Source organism: Streptomyces canus (genome assembly GCF_001514145.1).
Classification (GTDB): Bacteria; Actinomycetota; Actinomycetes; order Streptomycetales; family Streptomycetaceae; genus Streptomyces; species Streptomyces canus.
Genome location: NZ_KQ948658.1, coordinates 338,295 through 358,594, shown reverse-complemented (window position 1 = coordinate 358,594; position 20,300 = coordinate 338,295). Strand labels below are relative to the sequence as shown.

Genomic DNA, 20,300 nt, shown 5'->3' with positions numbered 1-20,300 from the left:
ATTGTCCCGCACCCCGGCGGACACCTACTCCGCCTGCAGCACCAGCAGCGCCAGATCGTCCTCCGGCGGCCGCGCCCCGAACTCGTGGACCAGCCGTTTGATCCGCTCCGCGATCAGCTCGGCGTCCAGCCCCGCGCACCCGGCCAGCGCGTCCGCGAGCCCGTCCTCGTCGTCGAACTGCCGGGAGCCGCTGCGCCGCTCGGTCACCCCGTCGGTGACACACAGCAGGCTGTCACCAGGCTTCAGCTCGAAGGTCTCACTGGTGTACGTCTCGTCCTCGACGACCCCGAGCAGGGTCTGCGGCCGCGCGGTGGTGCGGACCTCGCCATCCGATCCGAGCAGCAGCGGCAGCGGATGTCCGGCGGAGGCGAGAGTGCAGCGCACTCCGCCGTCGAAGGGCGCGAGCTCGCCGTAGAGGAGGGACAGGAAGCGGGTCTGCGGGCCGTCGCCGGGGTTCATGGGGCGGCCGCCCGCGGAGGCCAGGGCCCGCGCCGCCGCGTCCGCGGCCTCCGTCGCGTCGTCGAGGAGCAGCTGGTTGAGGCGGTCGAGGACGTCGGCGACGCGGTAGCCCTCGCGGGCCAGCAGCCGGAGCCAGGGCCGGGCGAGGCCGATGACCACGGCGGCCTCGGGGCCCTTGCCCTGCACGTCACCGACGGCGAAGCACCAGCGGCCGTCACCGGCCGGGAAGAGGTCGTAGAAGTCGCCGCTGGGCCCGCCCTTGTCGCACGGCTCGTACACCAGGGCGCTGCGCACCCCGGGGATCTCGGCGACCGCGCCGGGCAGCAGACCGCGCTGGAGCACCGCGCTGATGGTGGCCTGGCGCGCGTACTGGCGGGCCGCGCCGATGGCGAGCGCCACCCGGCGGCTGAGGTCCTCGACGAGCCCGGTGATCTCGTCGGGGAAGGAGACAAGCCCGGCCCGGCCGATGACCAGCGTGCCCAGCGGGCGGCCGCCCGCCGTGAGGCGGTAGGCGAGCGCGGAGCCGTGCGTGCCGTGCGGGCCCAGTGCCGCACCGGGCCAGGGGAACGGCACGGGCCCGGGATGGTCCGGCCCCGAGGTGCCCGGCGGCTCCTTCTCCAGGGCCTGCCGCAGATCCTCGATCCGGGTCTCGGAGCAGTGCCAGACCCGGGCCAGCCGGGGCCCGGACACACCGCCCTCGCCCCAGCCCGTCCCGCTCTCGGCCTCGCCCGGCCGAGGAGACCCCCAGCGCCCGGCGACCTCGTCCTCCAGCCACACCGCGCACCAGTCGGCCAGCCGCGGCACGATCAGCTGGCCGGCGAGGGCGGCCACCAGGTTCTCGTCGAGCTGGCCGGCGAGCAGGTCGGAGGCCTCGGCGAGGAAGGACAGCGCACCGCGGTTCAGCCAGTCCCGGTCCTGCCCACCGCGAGCGACGGGCGCGGGCGAGACCGGGGCCCGGGACGGGGGCGGCTCCGGGGCGAGTATCCCGGCGACCCGCAGCGCCCGGTCACGTGCGCGGTCCCCGGCGTACGCCTGGATCCCGTCGAGGGCCTCCTTGCCTCCGGCCGGCAGCTGCGCCCACACGGTCTTGGCGCCCGTGCGGTAGGTGATGCCCCAGGTCTCGGCGAGCGCGGCGACCAGGCGCAGCCCGCGTCCGTACTCCGGTGTGCCGTACGACGGTTCGGGGTCACCGTCGCGGGGAGCGCGCGAGGGATGGTGGTCGAGGACCTCGACGACGAGGGCCCCGGTGTGCGCCTCCAGGCGGCAGTCGAGCTCGACGTCGGTCCCCGCGTGGATGACGGCGTTGGTGACGAGCTCGCTGACCACGACCACGGCGTCGTCGGCCTGCCGGTCGGTGAGGAACTCGGTTCCGGGCAGGGCGAGTTCGGCCCATTCGGTGAACGCGGCCCGTAACAGGGCCCGCGCCGAGCCCGGCGCGAGCGGACCGCCGGGAAGAGTGGCGTGGGCGTGCGGGAGCGCGTCACCGTCGCGCGTCGGCACGTCGGACGCACGGGCAGCGGACTCCCGTTGCGCAGGAATGGCCCCCATGTCCGTCTCCCGAACCAGTTCGGACGAATACACCTCGGTCGATGCGGACAGAGTGACAGACTGGCCACGCCCATAAGCGCCGAGTTACCGAAGTGGGCCGCCATGAGTGAGAACAGTGGTACGCCTGTGCTCGAAGACGGACAGAATGCCGACCGGATGCGAGCATCGGACCTGCGTCCTCTGCTCGCCGCGATGACCGCGGCCCGGGACGGCGACTTCCGCCGGATGCCGGAGTCCGGGGACGGGATCGTGGCCGAACTGACGGCCGTCTTCAACCAGCTGGTGGACCGCAACATCCACTTCACCGGCGAGGTCAACCGGGTGAAGCGGGAACTGGTGCGGCACGGCCGACTCGACGAGCGGCTCTCCCCCAGCCCGGGTCAGGGGTCGTGGGCCTCCCGGGTGAACGACGTGAACCAGCTGCTCGACGCCCTGGTGGCCCCGGCCGCCAACGCGACCCGGGTCCTGGACGCGGTGGCCGGCGGCGATCTGACCCAGCGGGTCGATCTGCACGACGGCAACCGGCAGCTGCGCGGTGATCTACGACGTCTCGGCCGGGCCGTGAACAAGATGGTCGACCAGCTCTCCCTGTTCACCGGCGAGGTGACCCGGGTGGCCCGCGAGGTCGGCACCGAGGGGCGGCTGGGCGGACGGGCCAAGGTGACGGGCCTGTCGGGCAGTTGGCGGGACGTGACCGAGGCGGTCAACACCATGGCGTCCCGGCTGACCGCGCAGGTCCGGGACATCGCCCTGGTGACCACGGCGGTGGCCCGCGGCGACCTGACCCGTACGGTCACGGTCGAGGCGACGGGCGAGCTGCTCGAACTCAAGCTGACCGTGAACACGATGGTCGACCAGCTCTCGGCCTTCGCCGACGAGGTGACCCGGGTGGCCCGCGAGGTCGGCACCGAGGGGCAGTTGGGCGGCCGGGCGCAGGTACGCGGGGTGTCGGGGGTCTGGAAGGACCTGACGGACAACGTCAACTTCATGGCGTCGAACCTGACGTCACAGGTGCGGAACATCGCCCAGGTCACCACGGCCGTGGCCAACGGCGACCTGTCCCAGAAGATCACGGTCGACGCGCAGGGCGAGATCCTGGAGCTGAAGTCCACCATCAACACGATGGTCGACCAGCTCTCCGCCTTCGCCGACGAGGTGACGAGGGTCGCGCGCGAGGTCGGCACCGAGGGCAACCTCGGTGGGCGGGCTCAGGTGCGCGGTGTCAGTGGCGTCTGGAAGGACCTCACCGACAACGTCAACTTCATGGCGGACAACCTGACCTCGCAGGTCCGCAACATCGCGCTGGTGTCGACGGCGGTGGCCCAGGGCGACCTCGGCAAGAAGATCACCGTCGAGGCGAAGGGCGAGATCCTCGAGCTGAAGTCGACCATCAACACGATGGTGGACCAGCTCTCCGCCTTCGCCGACGAGGTCACCCGGGTGGCCCGCGAGGTCGGCACCGAAGGAAACCTGGGCGGTCAGGCGCAGGTGCGGGGCGTGTCGGGGGTCTGGAAGGACCTGACGGACAACGTCAACTTCATGGCCCTGAACCTGACGTCGCAGGTGCGGAACATCGCCCAGGTCACCACGGCCGTGGCCAACGGCGACCTGTCGAAGAAGATCACGGTCGACGCCCGCGGCGAGATCCTCGAACTCAAGGACACCGTCAACACGATGGTGGAGCAGCTGCGGGCCTTCGCCGACGAGGTCACCCGCGTGGCCCGCGAGGTCGGCACCGACGGCCGGCTCGGCGGGCGGGCCCAGGTGCTGGGTGTCTCCGGGGTCTGGCGGGACCTGACCGACAACGTCAACTACATGGCCGACAACCTGACGTCACAGGTGCGGAACATCGCCCAGGTCACCACGGCCGTGGCCAACGGCGACCTCTCCAAGAAGATCGACGTGGACGCGCGCGGCGAGATCCTGGAGCTGAAGACCGCCATCAACACCATGGTCGACACGCTCTCCTCCTTCTCCTCCGAGGTCACCCGCGTGGCCCGCGAGGTGGGCTCCGAGGGCCAACTCGGCGGCCAGGCACGGGTCGAGGGCGTGTACGGCACCTGGAAGCGGCTCACGACCAACGTCAACGAACTGGCGTCCAACCTGACCACCCAGGTCCGGGCGATCGCCGAGGTCGCCTCCGCGGTGGCCCAGGGCGACATGTCCCGCGCCATCACCGTGGAGACCCAGGGCGAGGTCACCGAGCTCAAGGACAACATCAACCTGATGGTGGCCAACCTCCGCGAGACGACCCGGGCCAAGGACTGGCTGGAGTCGAACCTCGCTCGCCTGGCCGCCCTGATGCAGGGCCACCGGGATCTGATGGAGGTCGCCGACCTGATCCTGCGCGAGCTCACCCCGCTGGTGAACGCCCAGTACGGGGCGTTCTTCCTGGCCGACCCGGACGAGGACGGCGCCGCTCTGCGCACCACCGTTCCCGCGAAGGGGCTCGCGTTCATCGCGGGCTACGGCTCGGCGCAGGGCGCGACCGTCGACACCGGTGGCATGCCGGTCCACGGCCTGGTGCGCCAGGCGGCCCGTGAGAAGAAGCGCATCCTGGTGGAGGAGGCCCCACCGGACTACATCAAGATCAACAGCGGGCTCGGCGAGGCCGCCCCGAGCAGCGTCGTCATCATCCCGATCCTCTTCGAGGACAAACTCCTCGGCGTGATCGAGCTGGCGTCCTTCTCCCGCTTCTCCGATGTCCACCTGGCCTTCTTCGACCAGTTCGTGAACACCATCGGCGTCGCCATCAACACGATCATCGCCAACTCCCGCACCGAGTCCCTGCTGGGCGAGTCCCAGCGCCTGGCGATGCAGCTCCAGGAGCGCTCGGACGAACTCCAGAAGCAGCAGGCGGAGTTGCAGCGCTCGAATGCGGAACTGGAGGAAAAGGCCGCCCTGTTGGCCACCTCGTCGCAGTACAAGTCGGAGTTCCTGGCGAACATGTCGCACGAACTGCGCACGCCGCTGAACTCCCTGCTGATCCTGGCGAGGCTCCTCTCCGACAACCCCGACGGCCATCTCTCCGACCAGGAGGTGCAGTTCGCGACGACGATCCACCGGTCGGGCTCGGACCTGCTCCAACTGATCAACGACATCCTGGACCTGTCGAAGATCGAGGCCGGCCGGATGGACGTCCGCCCGAAGAAGCTGCCGCTCATCAAGCTGCTCGACTACGTCCACGCGACCTTCCGCCCGCTCACCCTGGACCGGGGGCTCGCCTTCGAGGTGGCGGTGGGCGAGGACGTGCCGCGCGAGATGTACTCGGACGAGCAGCGCCTCCAGCAGATCCTGCGCAACCTGCTCTCCAACGCGATCAAGTTCACCGCCGGCGGCCAGGTCGAGCTGCGCGTGAACCGCATCAAGGACCCCGAGCACGTGTACGTCCGCGACAGCGACGACGTGGTCGCCTTCGCGGTCTCCGACACCGGCATCGGCATCGCGCGGGAGAAACTCCCGGTGATCTTCGAGGCGTTCCAGCAGGCCGACGGCACGACCAACCGCAAGTACGGCGGCACGGGGCTCGGTCTGTCCATCAGCCGGGAGATCGCGGGCCTGCTGGGCGGCCGTATCGTCGCGGAGAGCGAACCCGGCAAGGGCTCCACCTTCACGCTCTACGTCCCCGTCGTCAGCCCCGGCCACTCGGCGACCGGCCCGACCGCCGAGGACCGTCTCGTGCCGGCCCCGGAGGACCTGTCCACCGAGCCCTACCCGACCGCCCACGACGCCGAGGACTCATGGCCGGCCCCCACCAAGCTGGAGGCGTGGACGGCGGGCCGGGCGGGACAGGTGCTGTCCGGACGCCGGGTGCTGATCGTCGACGACGACATCCGCAACGTCTTCGCCCTCACCCATGTGCTGGGCCGGGTCGGCATGCCGGTGCTGTACGCGGAGAACGGCCGCGAGGGCATCGAGACCCTGGAGCGCAACCCGGATGTGGAACTCGTGCTGATGGACATCATGATGCCGGAGATGGACGGCTACGAGACCATCGCCGCCATCCGGCGCACCTCGCGCTGGTCCGGTCTGCCCATCGTCGCGCTCACCGCGAAGGCGATGCCCGGAGACCGAGAGAAGTCGATCGCGCGCGGCGCCAACGACTACGTACCCAAGCCGGTGGACGTCGACCAGCTGCTGACCGTCGTCTGGGCACTTCTGGACCCCGAGGGCGCTCGGACGGAGGAGCGGACCGACGTCGAGGAAGCGGTGGTCCCGCCCACCGACGACTGAATGAGGCAGTCACATGAGCAGCGCCGAGGCAAGGACCGACGAGAGCGCAGGCATCCTCCTGGTCGACGACATGGAGGACAACCTGATCGCCCTGGAGGCCGTCCTGGGATCCCTCAACGAACCACTGTTCCGCGCCCGTTCGGGCGAGGAGGCGATGAAGGCCCTGCTCCGCCGCCAGTTCGCCCTGGTCCTCCTGGACGTCCGCATGCCGGGCATGGACGGCTTCGAGACGGCGGCGCACATCAAACGCCTGGACCAGACGAAGGACGTCCCGATCATCTTCCTCACGGGCGCGGAGGACGACTCCGGCTACGCCTTTCGCGGCTACGCCACGGGCGCCGCGGACTATCTGACCAAGCCGTTCGACCCCTGGGTGCTGAGGGCAAAGGTGAGCGTCTTCCTGGAACTGCACAGGAAGAAGCAGCAGTTGGAGAGTCTGCTGGCGCGACAACGGGCGGACTACGAGGAGGTGAACAAGCAACTGGCCGCGCTGGAGACCGAGTTGGCCGATCCCCAGCGCACCCAGGTGAGAGAGCTACGTCAGCTTCTGGGGCGATTTTAGGGGCGCGGGGAACTGCGCGACCAGCCACGACGAACCCGCGGCCGCCCAGCAGCCCCCACCACCCTCCCGCTTACGCGCTACGCCTCCCGAGACCCCGCGTACATCTCCTCGATGAGGTGCTTGTACTCCCGCTCCACCACCGGCCGCTTCAGCTTCAGGCTCGGCGTGATCTCACCGTGCTCCACGTCCAGATCCCTCGGCAGCAACCGGAACTTCTTGATCGTCTGCCACCGCTGAAGCCCCTCGTTGAGCTGCTTCACATAGCCCTCGACCATGGAGACGGTGACGGGCGCGGCGACGACCTCCGCGTACGACTTCCCTTCGAGCCCGTTCTCCTTGGCCCACTCCAGGATGGACACCTCGTCCAGCGCGATGAGCGCCGTGCAGAAGTTCCGGTCCGCCCCGTGCACCAGGATGTTGGACACGTACGGGCACACCGCCTTGAACTGCCCCTCGACCTCGGCGGGCGCGATGTACTTGCCGCCGGACGTCTTGATGAGGTCCTTCTTGCGGTCGGTGATCCGCAGATACCCGTCGGGCGACAGCTCACCGATGTCCCCGGTGTGGAACCACCCGTCGGCCTCGAGAACCTCGGCGGTCTTCTCGGGCAGACCGTGGTAGCCCTCCATGATCCCCGGGCCGCGCAGCAGGATCTCCCCGTCATCCGCGATACGGACCTCCGTGCCGGGCAGCGGCTTGCCGACCGTACCGGTGCGGTAGGCCTCGCCCGGGTTCACGAAGGAGGCCGCCGAGGACTCCGTCAGGCCGTAGCCCTCGAGGATGTGGATGCCGGCGCCGGCGAAGAAGTACCCGATGTCGGGGGCGAGCGCGGCGGACCCGGAGACACACGCCCGCAGGTTCCCGCCGAACGCCTCGCGGATCTTCGAGAAGACCAGCGCGTCGGCCACCTTGTGCTTGGCGCTCAGCCCGAAGGACGCACCCGCGGTGCCGGTGCGCCGGAAGTTGTCCTGGCTCTCCTTGGCGTAGGCGCGGCCGACCTCGGCGGCCCACTGGAAGATCTTGTACTTGGCGCCGCCGCCCGCACGGGCCTTCGCGGCGACCCCGTTGTAGACCTTCTCGAAGATGCGCGGGACGGCCGCCATGTACGTCGGCTGCACGACCGGCAGATTCTCGATGATCTTGTCGACGCGGCCGTCGACGGCGGTGACGTGACCGACCTCGATCTGCCCGGAGGTGAGCACCTTGCCGAAGACGTGGGCGAGCGGCAGCCACAGGTACTGCACGTCCTCGCTGCTGATCAGGCCGGTCGCGGCGGTCGCCTTCGCCATGTAGGCCCAGTTGTCGTGCGGCAGCCGCACACCCTTGGGACGTCCGGTGGTGCCGGAGGTGTAGATCAGCGTCGCGAGCTGGTCCTTGGTGATCGCGCCGACCCGCTCCTTGATCAGCTCGGGGTCCTTCTCGAGGCGGGCGGCCCCACGGGCCTCCAGCTCGGAGAGGGTCAGGATCCAGTCGGCGGTCTCGACACCGGCCGGGTCGATCACCACGACGTGGGTGAGGGCGGGCAGTTCGCCGCGCTTCTCGACCGCCTTGGCGAGCTGGGCCGCGTCCTCCGCGATCAGCACCCGGCTCTCGGAGTCGGAGAGGATGAACGCCGACTCGTCGGCGTTGGTCTGCGGGTAGACCGTGGTCGTGGCGGCGCCGGCGCACATGATGCCGAGGTCCGCGAGGATCCACTCGATCCGGGTCGAGGAGGCGAGGGCGACTCGCTGCTCCGGCTGTACTCCCAGTTCGATCAGCCCGGCCGCGATGGCGTACACCCGCTCCGCGGCCTGCGCCCAGCTGAGCGACTTCCAGTCGTCCGGGCCCTGCCCGGAGGCCGCCGGTACCGGGTACCGGTACGCCTCGGCGTCCGGCGTGGCCGCAACGCGCTCCAGGAAGACGGTCGCCACACTCGGCGGACGGTTCTCGATCAGTGTCTGTGTGTCGCTCACGACATCCTCCGGGCCCGCGACAATGCGGCTGGCTCAGGTTGCGGCTGTTGTTTAACTCGCGAGTAACTATCGAGCAGGGATCAGAGTAAAGCGCGGCCGACCCGTTCGTAAGGGGCGGCGGCCTGTCACTTCGTACAGAGCGCGACCCTACGCACGCGTAGGGGTCCACCGCACTTTCGCACGACGGACCCCTTTCCGTCCGATTCGACGGGTAACCGGCTGTAACCCGCGGTTACTTCTTGCCCTTGCCCGACCCCGCGCTGTCATCACTGGAGAGCACCGCGATGAAGGCCTCCTGCGGAACCTCCACGGAACCCACCATCTTCATCCGCTTCTTGCCTTCCTTCTGCTTCTCCAGCAGCTTCCGCTTACGGGAGATGTCACCGCCGTAGCACTTGGCGAGGACGTCCTTGCGGATGGCGCGGATGGTCTCGCGGGCGATGACCCGGGAGCCGATGGCGGCCTGGATGGGCACCTCGAAGGCCTGCCGCGGGATCAGCTCGCGCAGCTTGGCGACGAGCCGCACACCGTAGGCGTAGGCCGCGTCCTTGTGCGTGATCGCGGAGAACGCGTCCACCTTGTCGCCGTGCAGCAGGATGTCGACCTTGACCAGGCTGGAGGCCAGCTCGCCGGTGGGCTCGTAGTCCAGCGACGCGTAGCCGCGCGTCTTCGACTTCAGCTGGTCGAAGAAGTCGAAGACGATCTCCGCGAGGGGAAGCGTGTAGCGGATCTCGACCCGGTCCTCGGACAGGTAGTCCATGCCGAGCAGGGTGCCGCGCCGGGTCTGGCACAACTCCATGATCGAGCCGATGAACTCGGACGGGGCGAGGATCGTGGCGCGTACGACGGGCTCGTACACCTCACTGATCTTCCCCTCCGGGAACTCGCTCGGGTTGGTGACGGTGTGCTCGGTGCCGTCCTCCATGAGGACGCGGTAGACCACGTTCGGGGCCGTGGCGATCAGGTCGAGGCCGAACTCGCGCTCCAGCCGCTCCCGGATCACGTCGAGGTGCAGCAGGCCGAGGAAGCCGACGCGGAAGCCGAAGCCGAGGGCGGCGGAGGTCTCCGGCTCGTAGACGAGGGCGGCGTCGTTGAGCTGGAGCTTGTCGAGGGCGTCGCGCAGCTCGGGGTAGTCGGAGCCGTCCAGCGGATACAGGCCCGAGAAGACCATCGGCTTGGGGTCCTTGTAGCCGCCGAGCGCCTCGGTCGCCCCCTTGTTCAGGGTGGTGATCGTGTCACCGACCTTGGACTGGCGGACGTCCTTCACTCCGGTGATGATGTAGCCCACCTCGCCGACACCGAGACCGTCGGCGGAGAGCATCTCCGGCGAGTTGGTCCCGATCTCCAGCAGCTCGTGCGTGGCGTTCGTGGACATCATCCGGATGCGCTCGCGCTTGTTGAGCTGTCCGTCGATGACTCGTACGTACGTCACCACGCCCCGGTAGGAGTCGTAGACCGAGTCGAAGATCATCGCGCGGGCCGGGGCGTCCTGGACGCCGACCGGGGCGGGAACCTCCGCCACCACCTTGTCGAGCAGCGCCTCGACGCCGAGCCCGGTCTTGGCGGAGACCTTGAGCACGTCCGCGGGGTCGCAGCCGATGAGGTTGGCGAGTTCCTCGGAGAACTTCTCCGGCTGGGCGGCCGGCAGGTCGATCTTGTTCAGTACGGGGATGATCTTGAGGTCGTTCTCCATCGCCAGGTAGAGGTTGGCGAGGGTCTGGGCCTCGATGCCCTGGGCGGCGTCGACGAGGAGGACGGTGCCCTCACAGGCGGCGAGCGACCGCGAGACCTCGTAGGTGAAGTCGACGTGTCCCGGGGTGTCGATCATGTTGAGGATGTGCGTGTTGGTCTTGTCGTGGGTCGGGGCCCACGGCAGACGCACCGCCTGCGACTTGATCGTGATTCCGCGCTCACGCTCGATGTCCATGCGGTCGAGATACTGAGCACGCATCTGGCGCTGCTCGACCACGCCGGTCAGCTGGAGCATCCGGTCGGCGAGCGTGGACTTGCCGTGGTCGATGTGCGCGATGATGCAGAAGTTGCGGATCAGAGCCGGGTCGGTACGGCTCGGCTCGGGCACGTGGCTGGGGATCGCGGGCACGCAGGGTCCTGATTCTTGAGGCGTCCGCAGTGTCTGCGGTCTCGGGTCGGATCGATACGTAGCCTCCATGGTCCCACGGGTGGGGACCGGCGACCGGTTTGGGCCAGTCGCGGAGCCGCTGGTACTCTGAGTGGCTGTGTCCTCATGCCCTCTCAGCGCGAGGCACAACTCCGAGAAATCACCTGGTACGGGACCCTGGGTTTCCCTTCGTGGGAATCCTCCTGGCCCCGTGCCTGAACCTGTAGAGGCTCATTCGTGGCGAACATCAAGTCCCAGATCAAGCGGATCAAGACCAACGAGAAGGCCCGGCTGCGCAACAAGGCCGTCAAGTCCTCCCTGAAGACCGCGATCCGCAAGGCCCGTGAGGCCGCTGCCGCGGGTGACGCCGAGAAGGCCACCGAGTACCAGCGCGCTGCTGCGCGTGCGCTCGACAAGGCCGTCGCCAAGGGCGTCATCCACAAGAACCAGGCCGCCAACAAGAAGTCGGCGCTTGCTTCGAAGGTCGCCGGCCTCTAAGGCTGACTCTTTCTGATCTGACCGGTCCCGTTCCACGGGGCCGAACCGCCGGAAGGACCCAGAGCGGGCCCTCTCTCATCCGCTCCCGACCGGCTCCCAGGAGCCACGCGCGGCCTGCGTTCGCCACGCGGGCGTGACTCCGACAGCTTGAACCGAAGGCCCCGGTGGCGTGCCCTTCCCCAGGGCAGCGTGACCGGGGCCTTCGTCATGATCTGCGTAGATCCTGTCTACCGGGCGGCTCAGTCCGCCCAGAACTCATTGCTCTTGTCGATGTCCTCGACGCACTCGTCGAGATCGGTGACCTTGTCCCCGACGATCCGGAAGACGATGCACCCGGTGTCGTCCAGGCGCCGGCCCTTCCGCTCGGCCGTGAACCGGCACATCCCGACGGCGTGACCACGCCCGTCCACGGCGATCCCGAGCATCTCCAGACGCATCGACCCGCCGGTCTCCTGCCCGAGCCTCTGATACATGTCGATGATCGCGTCCTGCCCCTTGAAGTCCCCCGAGAGCGGGTGACTACCGGGCACGTGATGCGTGGCGTCCTTCGCGATCAACTCCCGCAGGGTGTCCAGATCCCCCCGCATGAACGCCTCGAACCCCTTGCGAACGAGCACTGCGTGCGGATGCTCAGCCATGACGACCGCCACCTCTCCGTTGTCCGGCGATGTTCGGCTGACACGACGATTCTCCTCCCGAGCGCCCGAAGGGGCGCGGGGAGCTGCGCGGCCGACCGCAGCGCACGCCGCGGACGCACTACGGCAATGCGGGGCACCCCCGATGACGCGACGGCTCCCGCACAGGCACAGGCACAGGCACAGGCACGCCGGACGCTAACCGCGCCCCCGAGACCGCGCCGCCCGAGCAATCGCCACAACCGCCTTCTCCAGGGCGTACCCGGGATCGTCTCCCCCGCCCTTCACTCCCGCGTCCGCCTCAGCCACGGCCCGCAGCGCGACGGCGACCCCGTCCGGCGTCCACCCCCGCATCTGCTGCCGCACCCGATCGATCTTCCAGGGCGGCATCCCCAGCTCACGCGCGAGATCAGCGGGCCGCCCGCCCCGCGCGGACGACAGCTTCCCGATCGCTCGCACGCCCTGGGCCAGCGCACTGGTGATCAGGACCGGCGCAACCCCGGTCGACAACGACCACCGCAACGCCTCCAACGCCTCCGCGGCCCGCCCCTCCACGGCCCGGTCGGCAACGGTGAAACTCGAAGCCTCGGCCCGCCCCGTGTAGTACCGCCCCACGACGGCCTCGTCGATCGTCCCCTCGACATCCGCGACCAGCTGGGACACGGCGGACGCCAGCTCCCGCAGATCACTCCCGATCGCATCGACCAGGGCCTGGCACGCCTCGGGTGTGGCGGACCGCCCCGTCCCCCGGAACTCCTGCCGCACGAAGGCCAGCCGGTCCGCCGGCTTGGTCATCTTCGGACAGAGGACCTCTCGGGCCCCCGCCTTCCGCGCAGCGTCGAGCAGTGTCTTGCCCTTGGCTCCCCCCGCGTGCAACAGCACGAGGGTGATCTCCTCGGCGGGCGCCCCGAGATACGCCTTCACATCCTTGACGGTGTCGGCGGAGAGATCCTGCGCATTGCGCACGACCACGACCTTGCGCTCCGCGAACAACGACGGGCTGGTCAACTCGGCGAGCGTCCCCGGCTGCAACTGTTCCGGATTCAGATCCCGCACGTCCGTATCCGCATCGGCGGCCCGAGCGGCAGCGACCACCTCCCGCACAGCCCGGTCAAGCAGGAGATCCTCCTGGCCCACGGCAAGGGTCACCGGGGCGAGAGGGTCGTCATGAGCAGTCTTCTTGGCCATCGCGTACAGCATGGCACGGGCCACTGACAGCGCCGTAGCTGCGGACCGGGGGGATGACAGGGGGCTGGTGGGGCGCCGGAGCGGGTTGGTCGCGCAGCTCCTCGCGCCCCTGGACGGGCGCGCCCACGCAGGCCCGGCAGCGCTGCCTGCGCAGCACCCGCCGACGCGGGCGAGCGAAAACCCACCCCCGCCCAGCCCACCGGGCGTCACCTGACGAACCCGGCCCCACCTCACCCGGCCAAGCCGCCGCAGGCTCACGGCTCTTCCCGCCACCCGTCCCACTCCCCCGCGAACTCGTTCAGCTCCCCGGCGTCCAACCGCCCCGCCGCATCCCGCAGCACGACGAGCCACTGCGCGTCCTCCGCATCGTCCTCCCCCGCCAGCGCGTCCCGAACGACCTGCGGCTCCTCGTCCACCCCGAACCGCTCCGAGAGCGCCTCGACGACCTCCTCCGCGGCATCCCGATCGGGCAGCACCAGCACATGTCTCACATCGCTCACGGCACCATTTTCCAGCTCGGCCCCGGTGCCCGACCGCTCACCCCTTCGGCACGGCCTGCACACCGCCGTTCCCGTCGGGGTGCCGCACCGTCGGCACCTGGTCGAGCTCGATACCGAACCTCTCCCGGTACGTCCCCAGCACCTCCTCGTCCGTCCCCAACTCCCGTTCCTCCCGCGCCCCGTCGGCCTCCGTCACCTTGAAGACACGACCGCTGAGAGTGATCCGCCCGCCGTCCTCCGTCACCCTCGAACACACCAGTGACCGGGTGAAGTGCGAGGCCGGCGAGGTGCTGTGCCACCAGGCCCCGGCCACGAAATCCCCGAGCGCCCGGGGCCGCACCTCGAGCCGGTACTGGCTCCTGCCGCCCATGAGGACATCCAGATCCGCGGCGTCACTCCCTCCCCTCTTCACCGCACCGTCCCCGCTCCGCACCCCGGCGGCATCGGGCCCCGCCTCGACGATCCGGAAGGTCCCGCAGGGATCCTCCTGCTCTCCCCGCGCCCCGAACGCCAGCGGGTAGTGGCTGTGCGCCCCGAACCCGACATCGGCCAGCCACTCGCCCCCGTCCACGGTCCGCACTCGCAGGGCCAGATGGTCGTACGGGATCCCGAGCCGCCCCTCGTCCCCGTACACCCGGCCGGCGAGCAGAGTGACGTCGTAGCCGAGCGCGGCCAGCAACGCCCCGAACGCCCCGTTCAGTTCGTAGCAGAACCCTCCCCTCCGGGCGCCCACCACCTTCTCCACCAGCCGCTCCTCCTCCAGCACGATCTCCTCGCCGAGGTGGACCGACAGGTTCTCGAAGGGCACGGTCTGCAGATGGCGCAGATGCAGCTCGCGCAGGACCTCCACGGTGGGCCACGCCGGGTGCTGGACTCCCAGTCGGCGGAGATATGCGTCAACCTGTGTGGGATTCATGCCTCCAGTCTCGCGCCACCCACAGCTCCGCACCGCCCGCGCCACTGCCACCAGCGCCGCGCCCCGCACCTCCTCCGTCTCCGGCGTCTCCGGCTCTGTCTCCCTCTCTGTGTCCGCCGCCAGCCCCGGCGACCGCCAGCGCCCCGTCCCGGTCCGTCCGCAGCACCACGGCACCCCCGGCCCGCAGCGCGGCGACCGTACCGGGAGCCGGATGGCCGTACGAGTTGTCGGCACCGACGGAGATGAGCGCGAGCCGCGCGGCGGCCCTGAGTATCAGCTCCGGGTCCTGGTAGGCCGAACCGTGGTGAGCGACCTTGAGGACATCCACCCCGGCCAGCCGCGCACCCGCCGGTGACCTCAACAGCTCCTGCTGGGCCGGGGGTTCGAGGTCCCCGAGGAGGAGGAAGCGCAGCCCGGCCGAGCGTACGAGCATCGTGACACTGGCGTCGTTCGGCCCGTCCGTCGCCGCCACCGTCGCGGGGCCCGCCGGCGGCCACAGCACCTCCCAGGTGAGCGCTCCCGTACGCCGCTCCTCCCCGGCTACGGCACGCGTCACCGGAATGCGCCGGGCGGCCGCCTCCCGCCGTACGGCCTCGGCCTGGTCCAGCGGCTCCTCGAACCCCGTCGTCTCGATCGCCCCCACCGACCGCCCCCGCAGCACCCCGGCCAGCCCCGCCACGTGGTCGGCGTGGAAATGGGTCAGCACCACGAGCGGCACCTTGGTGATGCCGAGCGTGCGCAGACAGTCGTCGACGAGCCTCGGATCGGGTCCGGCGTCCACGACCACTCCCGTGCCCTCGCCCGCCGCCAGCACCATCGCGTCGCCCTGGCCCACGTCGCACATCGCCAGCCGCCAGCCCGGCGGTGGCCAGCCCGTGATCACCCGGGTCAGTGGTGGCGGCTGCACGACCGTGAGCACGAACGCCATGGCACAGACGGCACACCACCAGGGATGCCTCAGCAGCCGTCGCCCGACAAGCAGCAGGAGCCCGGTGACGAGTGCGAGCAGCCCCGCCCCTGTCCAGCTGCCCGGCCAGTCCACTCCCCCGCCGGGCAGCGACGCCCCGGTCCGGGCGACGTCCGCGATCCACCCGGCGGGCCAACTCGCACACCAGGCCAGCGCCTTGGCCACCGGCATCGTCACGGGTGCCGTCGCCAGCGCCGCGAAGCCGAGCACCGTAGCCGGGGCGACCGCGAACTCCACGAGCAGATTGCACGGCACCGCCACCAGGCTCACCCGCGCCGACAGCACAGCGACCACCGGCGCGCACAGGGCCTGCGCGGCGGCCGCGGCGGCCAACGCCTCCGCCAACCGCGGCGGTACCCGGCGCCGGCGCAACGCCAGGCTCCAGCGCGGCGCGAGCGTGAGCAGGGCGCCGGTGGCCAGCACGGAGAGCAGAAAGCCGTAACTGCGGGCCAGCCAGGGGTCGTACAGCACCAGCAGCAGGACGGCTGTCGCCAGCGCTGGGATCAGTGATCTGCGGCGTCCGGTCGCGAGCGCGAGCAACGCGACGGCCCCGCAGGCCGCGGCCCGCAGCACGCTCGGGTCCGGCCGGCACACGACGACGAATCCCAGCGTGAGGCCGCCGCCGAGCAGAGCGGTCGTCCGCAGCGACACCCCGAGGCGGGGCGCCAGTCCCCGTCGCTCGACGAGTTGGGCGAGGCCGGGCGGCCCGATGAGCAGGGCGAGCAGGATCGTGAGGTTGCTGCCGGAGACGGCGAGCGTGTGTGCGAGGTCGGTCTCCTTGAAGGCTTCGTCCAACTCGGGTGTGATCCGCGAGGTGTCTCCGACGACCAGCCCAGGCAACAGCGACCGGGCATCCGCCGGCAGCCCGTCGGTGGCTTCCCGCAGCCCTTCCCGCAACCGCCCCGCGAACCGCTGCGTCCCCGACGCCTCCCCCACCACCTCGGGCCCTCCCTGGTCCCGCACCCGCAGTACGGCCGCGACCCGGTCACTCCCGGCCAACGCCGGCGCGGCACGCGCGGTGACCCGCACCCGCGTGGACGGCAGCAACCCGAGCCAGGGCGACCGAGCCGGACCTTCCACGGCGGACGGCGCACTACGTGCCCCCTGTGCACCCGAGCCGGCGCCCGCACGCGCGTCGACGATCAACAGCACCGGCGCCCGCGTCACCACCGCCCGCCCGTCCGCCGTCTCCACCCGCCGGACGTCGGCACCGACGACGACGGCGGTCGGGGCCGCGTGGTCCCCCGTAACGCGGGGCCGGGTCAGCCGGGGGTCGGAGGTCACCTCGACCTCGGCGGTCACGGTGGCGTACTGCCGGGCCAGCGCGGGCACCGGTCCCCGTCGCAGATCGGCCCCGTGCAGCCCGGCCGACATGGCGGCCGCCGCGACGCAGAGCAGCACAGCGGCGACCGGCACCCGGCCGCCCCTTCCCGGGCCCCGCACTCGGCGCCACCGTCCCGCCAACAACACGCAGGCGAGCACCAGGCACCCGGCCACCATCCACGTGACCCACCCCGACGAGGCATCCAGGGTCACAGCGGCCGTGGCCCAGGCCGCGAGCGCCGCCGGTACCAGCCGCAGATCCGTAGGGCCTTCCTGCCGGGGGTGGGCATCCCCGAGTCGCTTCCCCGAGGCAGCGTGCACAGCGACCCGCACCGGCGCCTCGTTCTCATGCTCTCGCCGCATCCTGGAGTCGTGCCTCATGGCTGTACGAGATTCCGCAGATCGGCGAAGCGGCGGTCGCCGATGCCGTTGACCTCGCGCAGTTCGTCCACCGAGCGGAAGCCGCCGTGCCGGGTGCGGTAGTCGACGATGTGCTGGGCCAGCACAGGGCCGACGCCGGGCAGGGTGTCGAGCTGGTCCACGGTGGCGGTGTTCAAGGAGAGAGGGGCCGCCGGGCCGGCCTGGCCACCGGAGACGGAGCCGCCCGTGCCGGGCGCAGGCGGGGGTGGGGCCGGGCCGCCGACGATCACCTGCTCGCCGTCCACAAGGAACCGCGCGCGGTTGAGTGCGTCGGTGTTCGTGCCCGGCCGCACTCCACCGGCCGCCTTCAACGCGTCGGCGAGCCTGGAGCCGGCCGGCAGCCGCTGGATGCCGGGCTCACGCACCTTGCCACCGACATCCACGACGATCTCGGCCCCGGCCGGTCCGGCCGTGTTCGGAACCCCGCCCGAGACGGCCGGACCCGCTGCTCCTCGCCGTCCACCCGCGCTGCTCGCCCCGCTCTCCCCGAACGGGGCCGCAGCGCGCACCACTTCGGGCGCCTGGACGGACTGCGTCCGGCCCGTCCAGAAGTGCTGCACGGCGAACACCGCGGCGACGACGAGCAGCACCGAGAGGGCGACCACGTTCCGCCGCTCCAGCCCGCACCGCGCCTGCAGCCACACCGGCATCCGCTCCCGCAGAGCCGACCCGGCCCGTTCCCGCCAGTCCCCGTACCCGCTGCCGCTCCCGGAATCGGTGTCTCGCCAGGCCCCATCCCTGGTATCGGCGTCCCGCCAAATCCCGTCCCGAGAACCTGCGTCCCGACGGGTCCTCGTCGCGGAACCAGCGCCCCGCCGACTCTCTTCGGCAGCACCCGCCTCCCACCGAGCCCTCTCCACGAACCCGGCCGCGTCGGCGCGCGAACCGGCCTCGGCGACATCGACGGCACCGGCACCGGCAGTCTCCAGGCGCTCCGGGTCGCCCCCCGCCACTTCGTCGCTTACGCCCGGGCCGCCCGGCGGCGGCCCCTTCCCCGAGTCCCGCCGCTCCGCGGCCCGTTCGGCGAAGAGCACCTCTGCCCGCCGCTGGAGTTCGTCCGCCGAGGCGGCATGCCGATGCCGGACCCGGCCTTGAGTGCCGGGCGGTCGGCGATGCCGTGAACGCCCGTCGGAACGGGGGCCGCGGCCCGGCCCGCTGGTCGCCGTCGCTGTACGTGAGCGTGATCGAAGTGCCATGCGCCGAGGATCGGCCACATCCGCACTCTCGCGATGATCTTGGTCAATTCCCGGGGATTACCCATCGGTTGTGGAAAACTCCGCCACCCGGACGAGTGATTCAGGCACACCGCGTGGCTCCGTCACCGGGGCGAGACCACGACCCCCAGCAACCCGGGCCCCGTGTGCGCCCCGATCACCGCCCCGACCTCGCTCACATGCAGGTCGACAAGTCCCGTCACCCGCGCCCGCAGACGGTCCGCGAGGGCCGCCGCCCGGTCGGGGGCGGACAGATGATGGACCGCGATGTCGACCGGCGCGCTGCCGGCCCGGTCGGCCGCGATCTCCTCCAGGCGGGCGATGGCCTTCGACGCCGTCCGCACCTTCTCCAGGGGCTCGATCCGTCCGCCGACCAGCTTCAGCAGCGGTTTGACGGCGAGCGCGGATCCGAGGAGAGCCTGCGCGGCGCCGATCCGGCCGCCACGGCGCAGATAGTCGAGGGTGTCGACGTAGAAGTAGGCGGACGTGCCCGCGGCCCGCTTCTCCGCCGCCATGACCGCTTCGTCGACCGTGCCGCCCGTCTCCGCGGCCTCGGCGGCGGCGAGCGCGCAGAACCCGAGAGCCATGGCGATCATGCCGGTGTCGACCACGCGCACCGGCACCGGCGCCTCACGCGCCGCCACGACCGCCGCGTCGTAGGTGCCGGAGAGCTCGGCGGACAGATGCAGCGAGACGATGCTGGTGGCGCCGGACTCGGCGACCTTGCGGTAATGCTCCGCGAACACCTGGGGGCTGGGCCGCGAGGTGGTGACGGAGCGTCGCTTCTGCAGTGCCTGGGCCAGTGACCGGGTGGAGATCTCGGTGCCCTCTTCCAGCGCGCGGTCGCCGAGGACCACGGTCAGGGGTACCGCTGTGATGCCGTGCCGCTCCATCGTCCCCTGCGGCAGGTAGGCCGTTGAATCCGTGACGATCGCGACATGGCGGGACATGAGCTGGAGGTTACCTGCCGTAGCGTCCGGGTGGCAGCCCGGCCCCTGTCGCCCGGGGCTGCCGTGTCCGGATCAAGTCGTGCTCTCAGGACGGGGTTTCTTCTGCCAGGGGTAGGTGGGACGAGGGGCCTGCGGGGTGATCGCGGGCCGCGTCGGCTCCTCGGCGGTGCGGGAGCGTGGCGTCTCGGGCCAGGTCTGCTGCTCGGCGCTGCCGTCGGCGGTGGGGGTCTCGGGCCATGGGGGCGGTGTCGCGGTGGGCTCGGTCTTCGTCCAGTGCCGCAGGGCGCCGGACTCGACGTCGATCTGCGCGCTCAGCGTGTCCAGGTCGTCGTCGGCGAAGCGGCGCGCGCGGTCGCGTGCCGCCCAGCGCAGGGAGTCCGCCGACTGTGTGATGCGCTCGGTGCGCTCCCGCAGGCCGGGCAGGCGCTCCGCGAGCGTCGTACGGTCGGGCTCGGACTCCAGGCGCTTGAGTTCGCCGTCCAGTTCGTGGCCGTGGGCGCTGAGCCGCTGGAAGAGGCCGAGGGACTCCTTGAGGGATTCGTCCTCGGCCACGCCCGCGTGCAGCGCGTCCTGGGTGGCCCGCATCGAGGTGCGCAGCTTCAGCCGCAGCTGGGCCAGTTCGCCCGCCGGGCCGAGCTGGGCGAAGGACTTGGCGCGCAGGGTGTGGTCCTCGACCGTCCGCCGTGCCTGGGTGATGGTGCGGTCCACACCGCGCTTGGCGGCGCCGACGGCCTTCACCGTCGCGAACACGCCGAGCGCCACGAAGAGCACGAAGAGCAGGGCCACGATCGCGATCACCGCTTCCACGAAACTCCT

At 70.7% G+C, this 20,300-nt stretch carries 14 protein-coding genes; 3 read left to right on the top strand and 11 right to left on the bottom strand.

All coding sequences use genetic code 11. The features are described from left to right. Nucleotides 1–24: 24 nt before the first annotated feature. Nucleotides 25–2,007 carry an ATP-binding SpoIIE family protein phosphatase gene (locus AQJ46_RS11040; RefSeq protein WP_208616912.1) on the bottom strand — a complete coding sequence of 661 codons (1,983 nt, stop codon included), beginning with the start codon at nt 2,005–2,007 and terminating at the stop codon, nt 25–27. A 102-nt stretch (nt 2,008–2,109) separates the two neighbouring features. Between AQJ46_RS11040 and AQJ46_RS11035 the strand changes: the two genes are divergently transcribed. Then, the gene (locus AQJ46_RS11035; RefSeq protein WP_208616911.1) at nt 2,110–6,240 is read left to right on the top strand and encodes a HAMP domain-containing protein; all 4,131 of its coding nucleotides are present in this window, start codon (nt 2,110–2,112) and stop codon (nt 6,238–6,240) included. A 13-nt stretch (nt 6,241–6,253) separates the two neighbouring features. After that, entirely contained in the window at nt 6,254–6,802 is a 549-nt protein-coding gene (locus AQJ46_RS11030; RefSeq protein ID WP_059205384.1) for a response regulator, read from the top strand. 77 nt (nt 6,803–6,879) lie between these two features. Here the strand turns inward: AQJ46_RS11030 and AQJ46_RS11025 are convergent, their stop codons facing one another. Together AQJ46_RS11025 and lepA are read right to left on the bottom strand one after the other, a co-directional pair. Next, complete coding sequence (locus AQJ46_RS11025) at nt 6,880–8,754, bottom strand: AMP-dependent synthetase/ligase (RefSeq protein WP_059205383.1); 1,875 nt, start codon at nt 8,752–8,754, stop codon at nt 6,880–6,882. A 232-nt stretch (nt 8,755–8,986) separates the two neighbouring features. Continuing rightward, on the bottom strand, nt 8,987–10,855 hold the full coding sequence (gene lepA / locus AQJ46_RS11020; RefSeq protein WP_059205382.1) for a translation elongation factor 4: 1,869 nt from the start codon (nt 10,853–10,855) through the stop codon (nt 8,987–8,989). Between the two features lie 255 nt (nt 10,856–11,110). On the opposite strand from lepA, the gene rpsT reads away from it, so the two are divergent. After that, nucleotides 11,111–11,371: a 30S ribosomal protein S20 gene (rpsT, locus tag AQJ46_RS11015; RefSeq protein WP_057615865.1), complete on the top strand. Its 261-nt coding sequence runs from the start codon at nt 11,111–11,113 to the stop codon at nt 11,369–11,371. 239 nt (nt 11,372–11,610) lie between these two features. Here rpsT and AQJ46_RS11010 read toward each other — a convergent pair whose 3' ends face one another. The 8 genes from AQJ46_RS11010 to AQJ46_RS10975 form a co-directional block, all read right to left on the bottom strand. Beyond that, nucleotides 11,611–12,009 (bottom strand): nuclear transport factor 2 family protein, encoded by a 399-nt coding sequence (locus tag AQJ46_RS11010; RefSeq protein WP_057616045.1) that lies wholly within the window; start codon nt 12,007–12,009, stop codon nt 11,611–11,613. A 195-nt stretch (nt 12,010–12,204) separates the two neighbouring features. Next, entirely contained in the window at nt 12,205–13,194 is a 990-nt protein-coding gene (gene holA / locus AQJ46_RS11005) for a DNA polymerase III subunit delta (RefSeq protein WP_199873985.1), read from the bottom strand. A gap of 254 nt (nt 13,195–13,448) precedes the next feature. Next, the gene (locus tag AQJ46_RS11000) at nt 13,449–13,694 is read right to left on the bottom strand and encodes a hypothetical protein (RefSeq protein WP_057615870.1); all 246 of its coding nucleotides are present in this window, start codon (nt 13,692–13,694) and stop codon (nt 13,449–13,451) included. 37 nt (nt 13,695–13,731) lie between these two features. Then, a complete protein-coding gene (locus AQJ46_RS10995; RefSeq protein WP_059205381.1) occupies nt 13,732–14,610 on the bottom strand; it encodes an arylamine N-acetyltransferase family protein in 879 nt (292 codons plus the stop codon). Further along, nucleotides 14,591–17,263 carry a ComEC/Rec2 family competence protein gene (locus AQJ46_RS10990; protein ID WP_225887298.1) on the bottom strand — a complete coding sequence of 891 codons (2,673 nt, stop codon included), beginning with the start codon at nt 17,261–17,263 and terminating at the stop codon, nt 14,591–14,593. Before AQJ46_RS10990 ends, AQJ46_RS10995 begins: the two co-directional genes overlap by 20 nt. 14 nt (nt 17,264–17,277) lie before the next feature. After that, entirely contained in the window at nt 17,278–18,516 is a 1,239-nt protein-coding gene (locus AQJ46_RS57160) for a ComEA family DNA-binding protein (RefSeq protein WP_225887297.1), read from the bottom strand. Between the two features lie 122 nt (nt 18,517–18,638). After that, entirely contained in the window at nt 18,639–19,484 is an 846-nt protein-coding gene (locus tag AQJ46_RS10980) for a DegV family protein (RefSeq protein WP_059205379.1), read from the bottom strand. A gap of 72 nt (nt 19,485–19,556) precedes the next feature. Continuing rightward, the gene (locus AQJ46_RS10975) at nt 19,557–20,291 is read right to left on the bottom strand and encodes a hypothetical protein (protein ID WP_059205378.1); all 735 of its coding nucleotides are present in this window, start codon (nt 20,289–20,291) and stop codon (nt 19,557–19,559) included. Between the last annotated feature and the right edge of the window lie 9 nt (nt 20,292–20,300).

Coding starts and splice junctions, on each gene's coding strand:
- AQJ46_RS10980 (WP_059205379.1), bottom strand. CDS start 19,484: ATGTCCCGCCATGTCGCGATCGTCACGGATTCAACGGCCTACCTGCCG.
- AQJ46_RS11030 (WP_059205384.1), top strand. CDS start 6,254: ATGAGCAGCGCCGAGGCAAGGACCGACGAGAGCGCAGGCATCCTCCTG.
- AQJ46_RS57160 (WP_225887297.1), bottom strand. CDS start 18,516: ATGGCACTTCGATCACGCTCACGTACAGCGACGGCGACCAGCGGGCCG.
- AQJ46_RS11040 (WP_208616912.1), bottom strand. CDS start 2,007: ATGGGGGCCATTCCTGCGCAACGGGAGTCCGCTGCCCGTGCGTCCGAC.
- AQJ46_RS10990 (WP_225887298.1), bottom strand. CDS start 17,263: ATGCGGCGAGAGCATGAGAACGAGGCGCCGGTGCGGGTCGCTGTGCAC.
- holA (WP_199873985.1), bottom strand. CDS start 13,194: ATGGCCAAGAAGACTGCTCATGACGACCCTCTCGCCCCGGTGACCCTT.
- AQJ46_RS10995 (WP_059205381.1), bottom strand. CDS start 14,610: ATGAATCCCACACAGGTTGACGCATATCTCCGCCGACTGGGAGTCCAG.
- AQJ46_RS11035 (WP_208616911.1), top strand. CDS start 2,110: ATGAGTGAGAACAGTGGTACGCCTGTGCTCGAAGACGGACAGAATGCC.
- AQJ46_RS11010 (WP_057616045.1), bottom strand. CDS start 12,009: ATGGCTGAGCATCCGCACGCAGTGCTCGTTCGCAAGGGGTTCGAGGCG.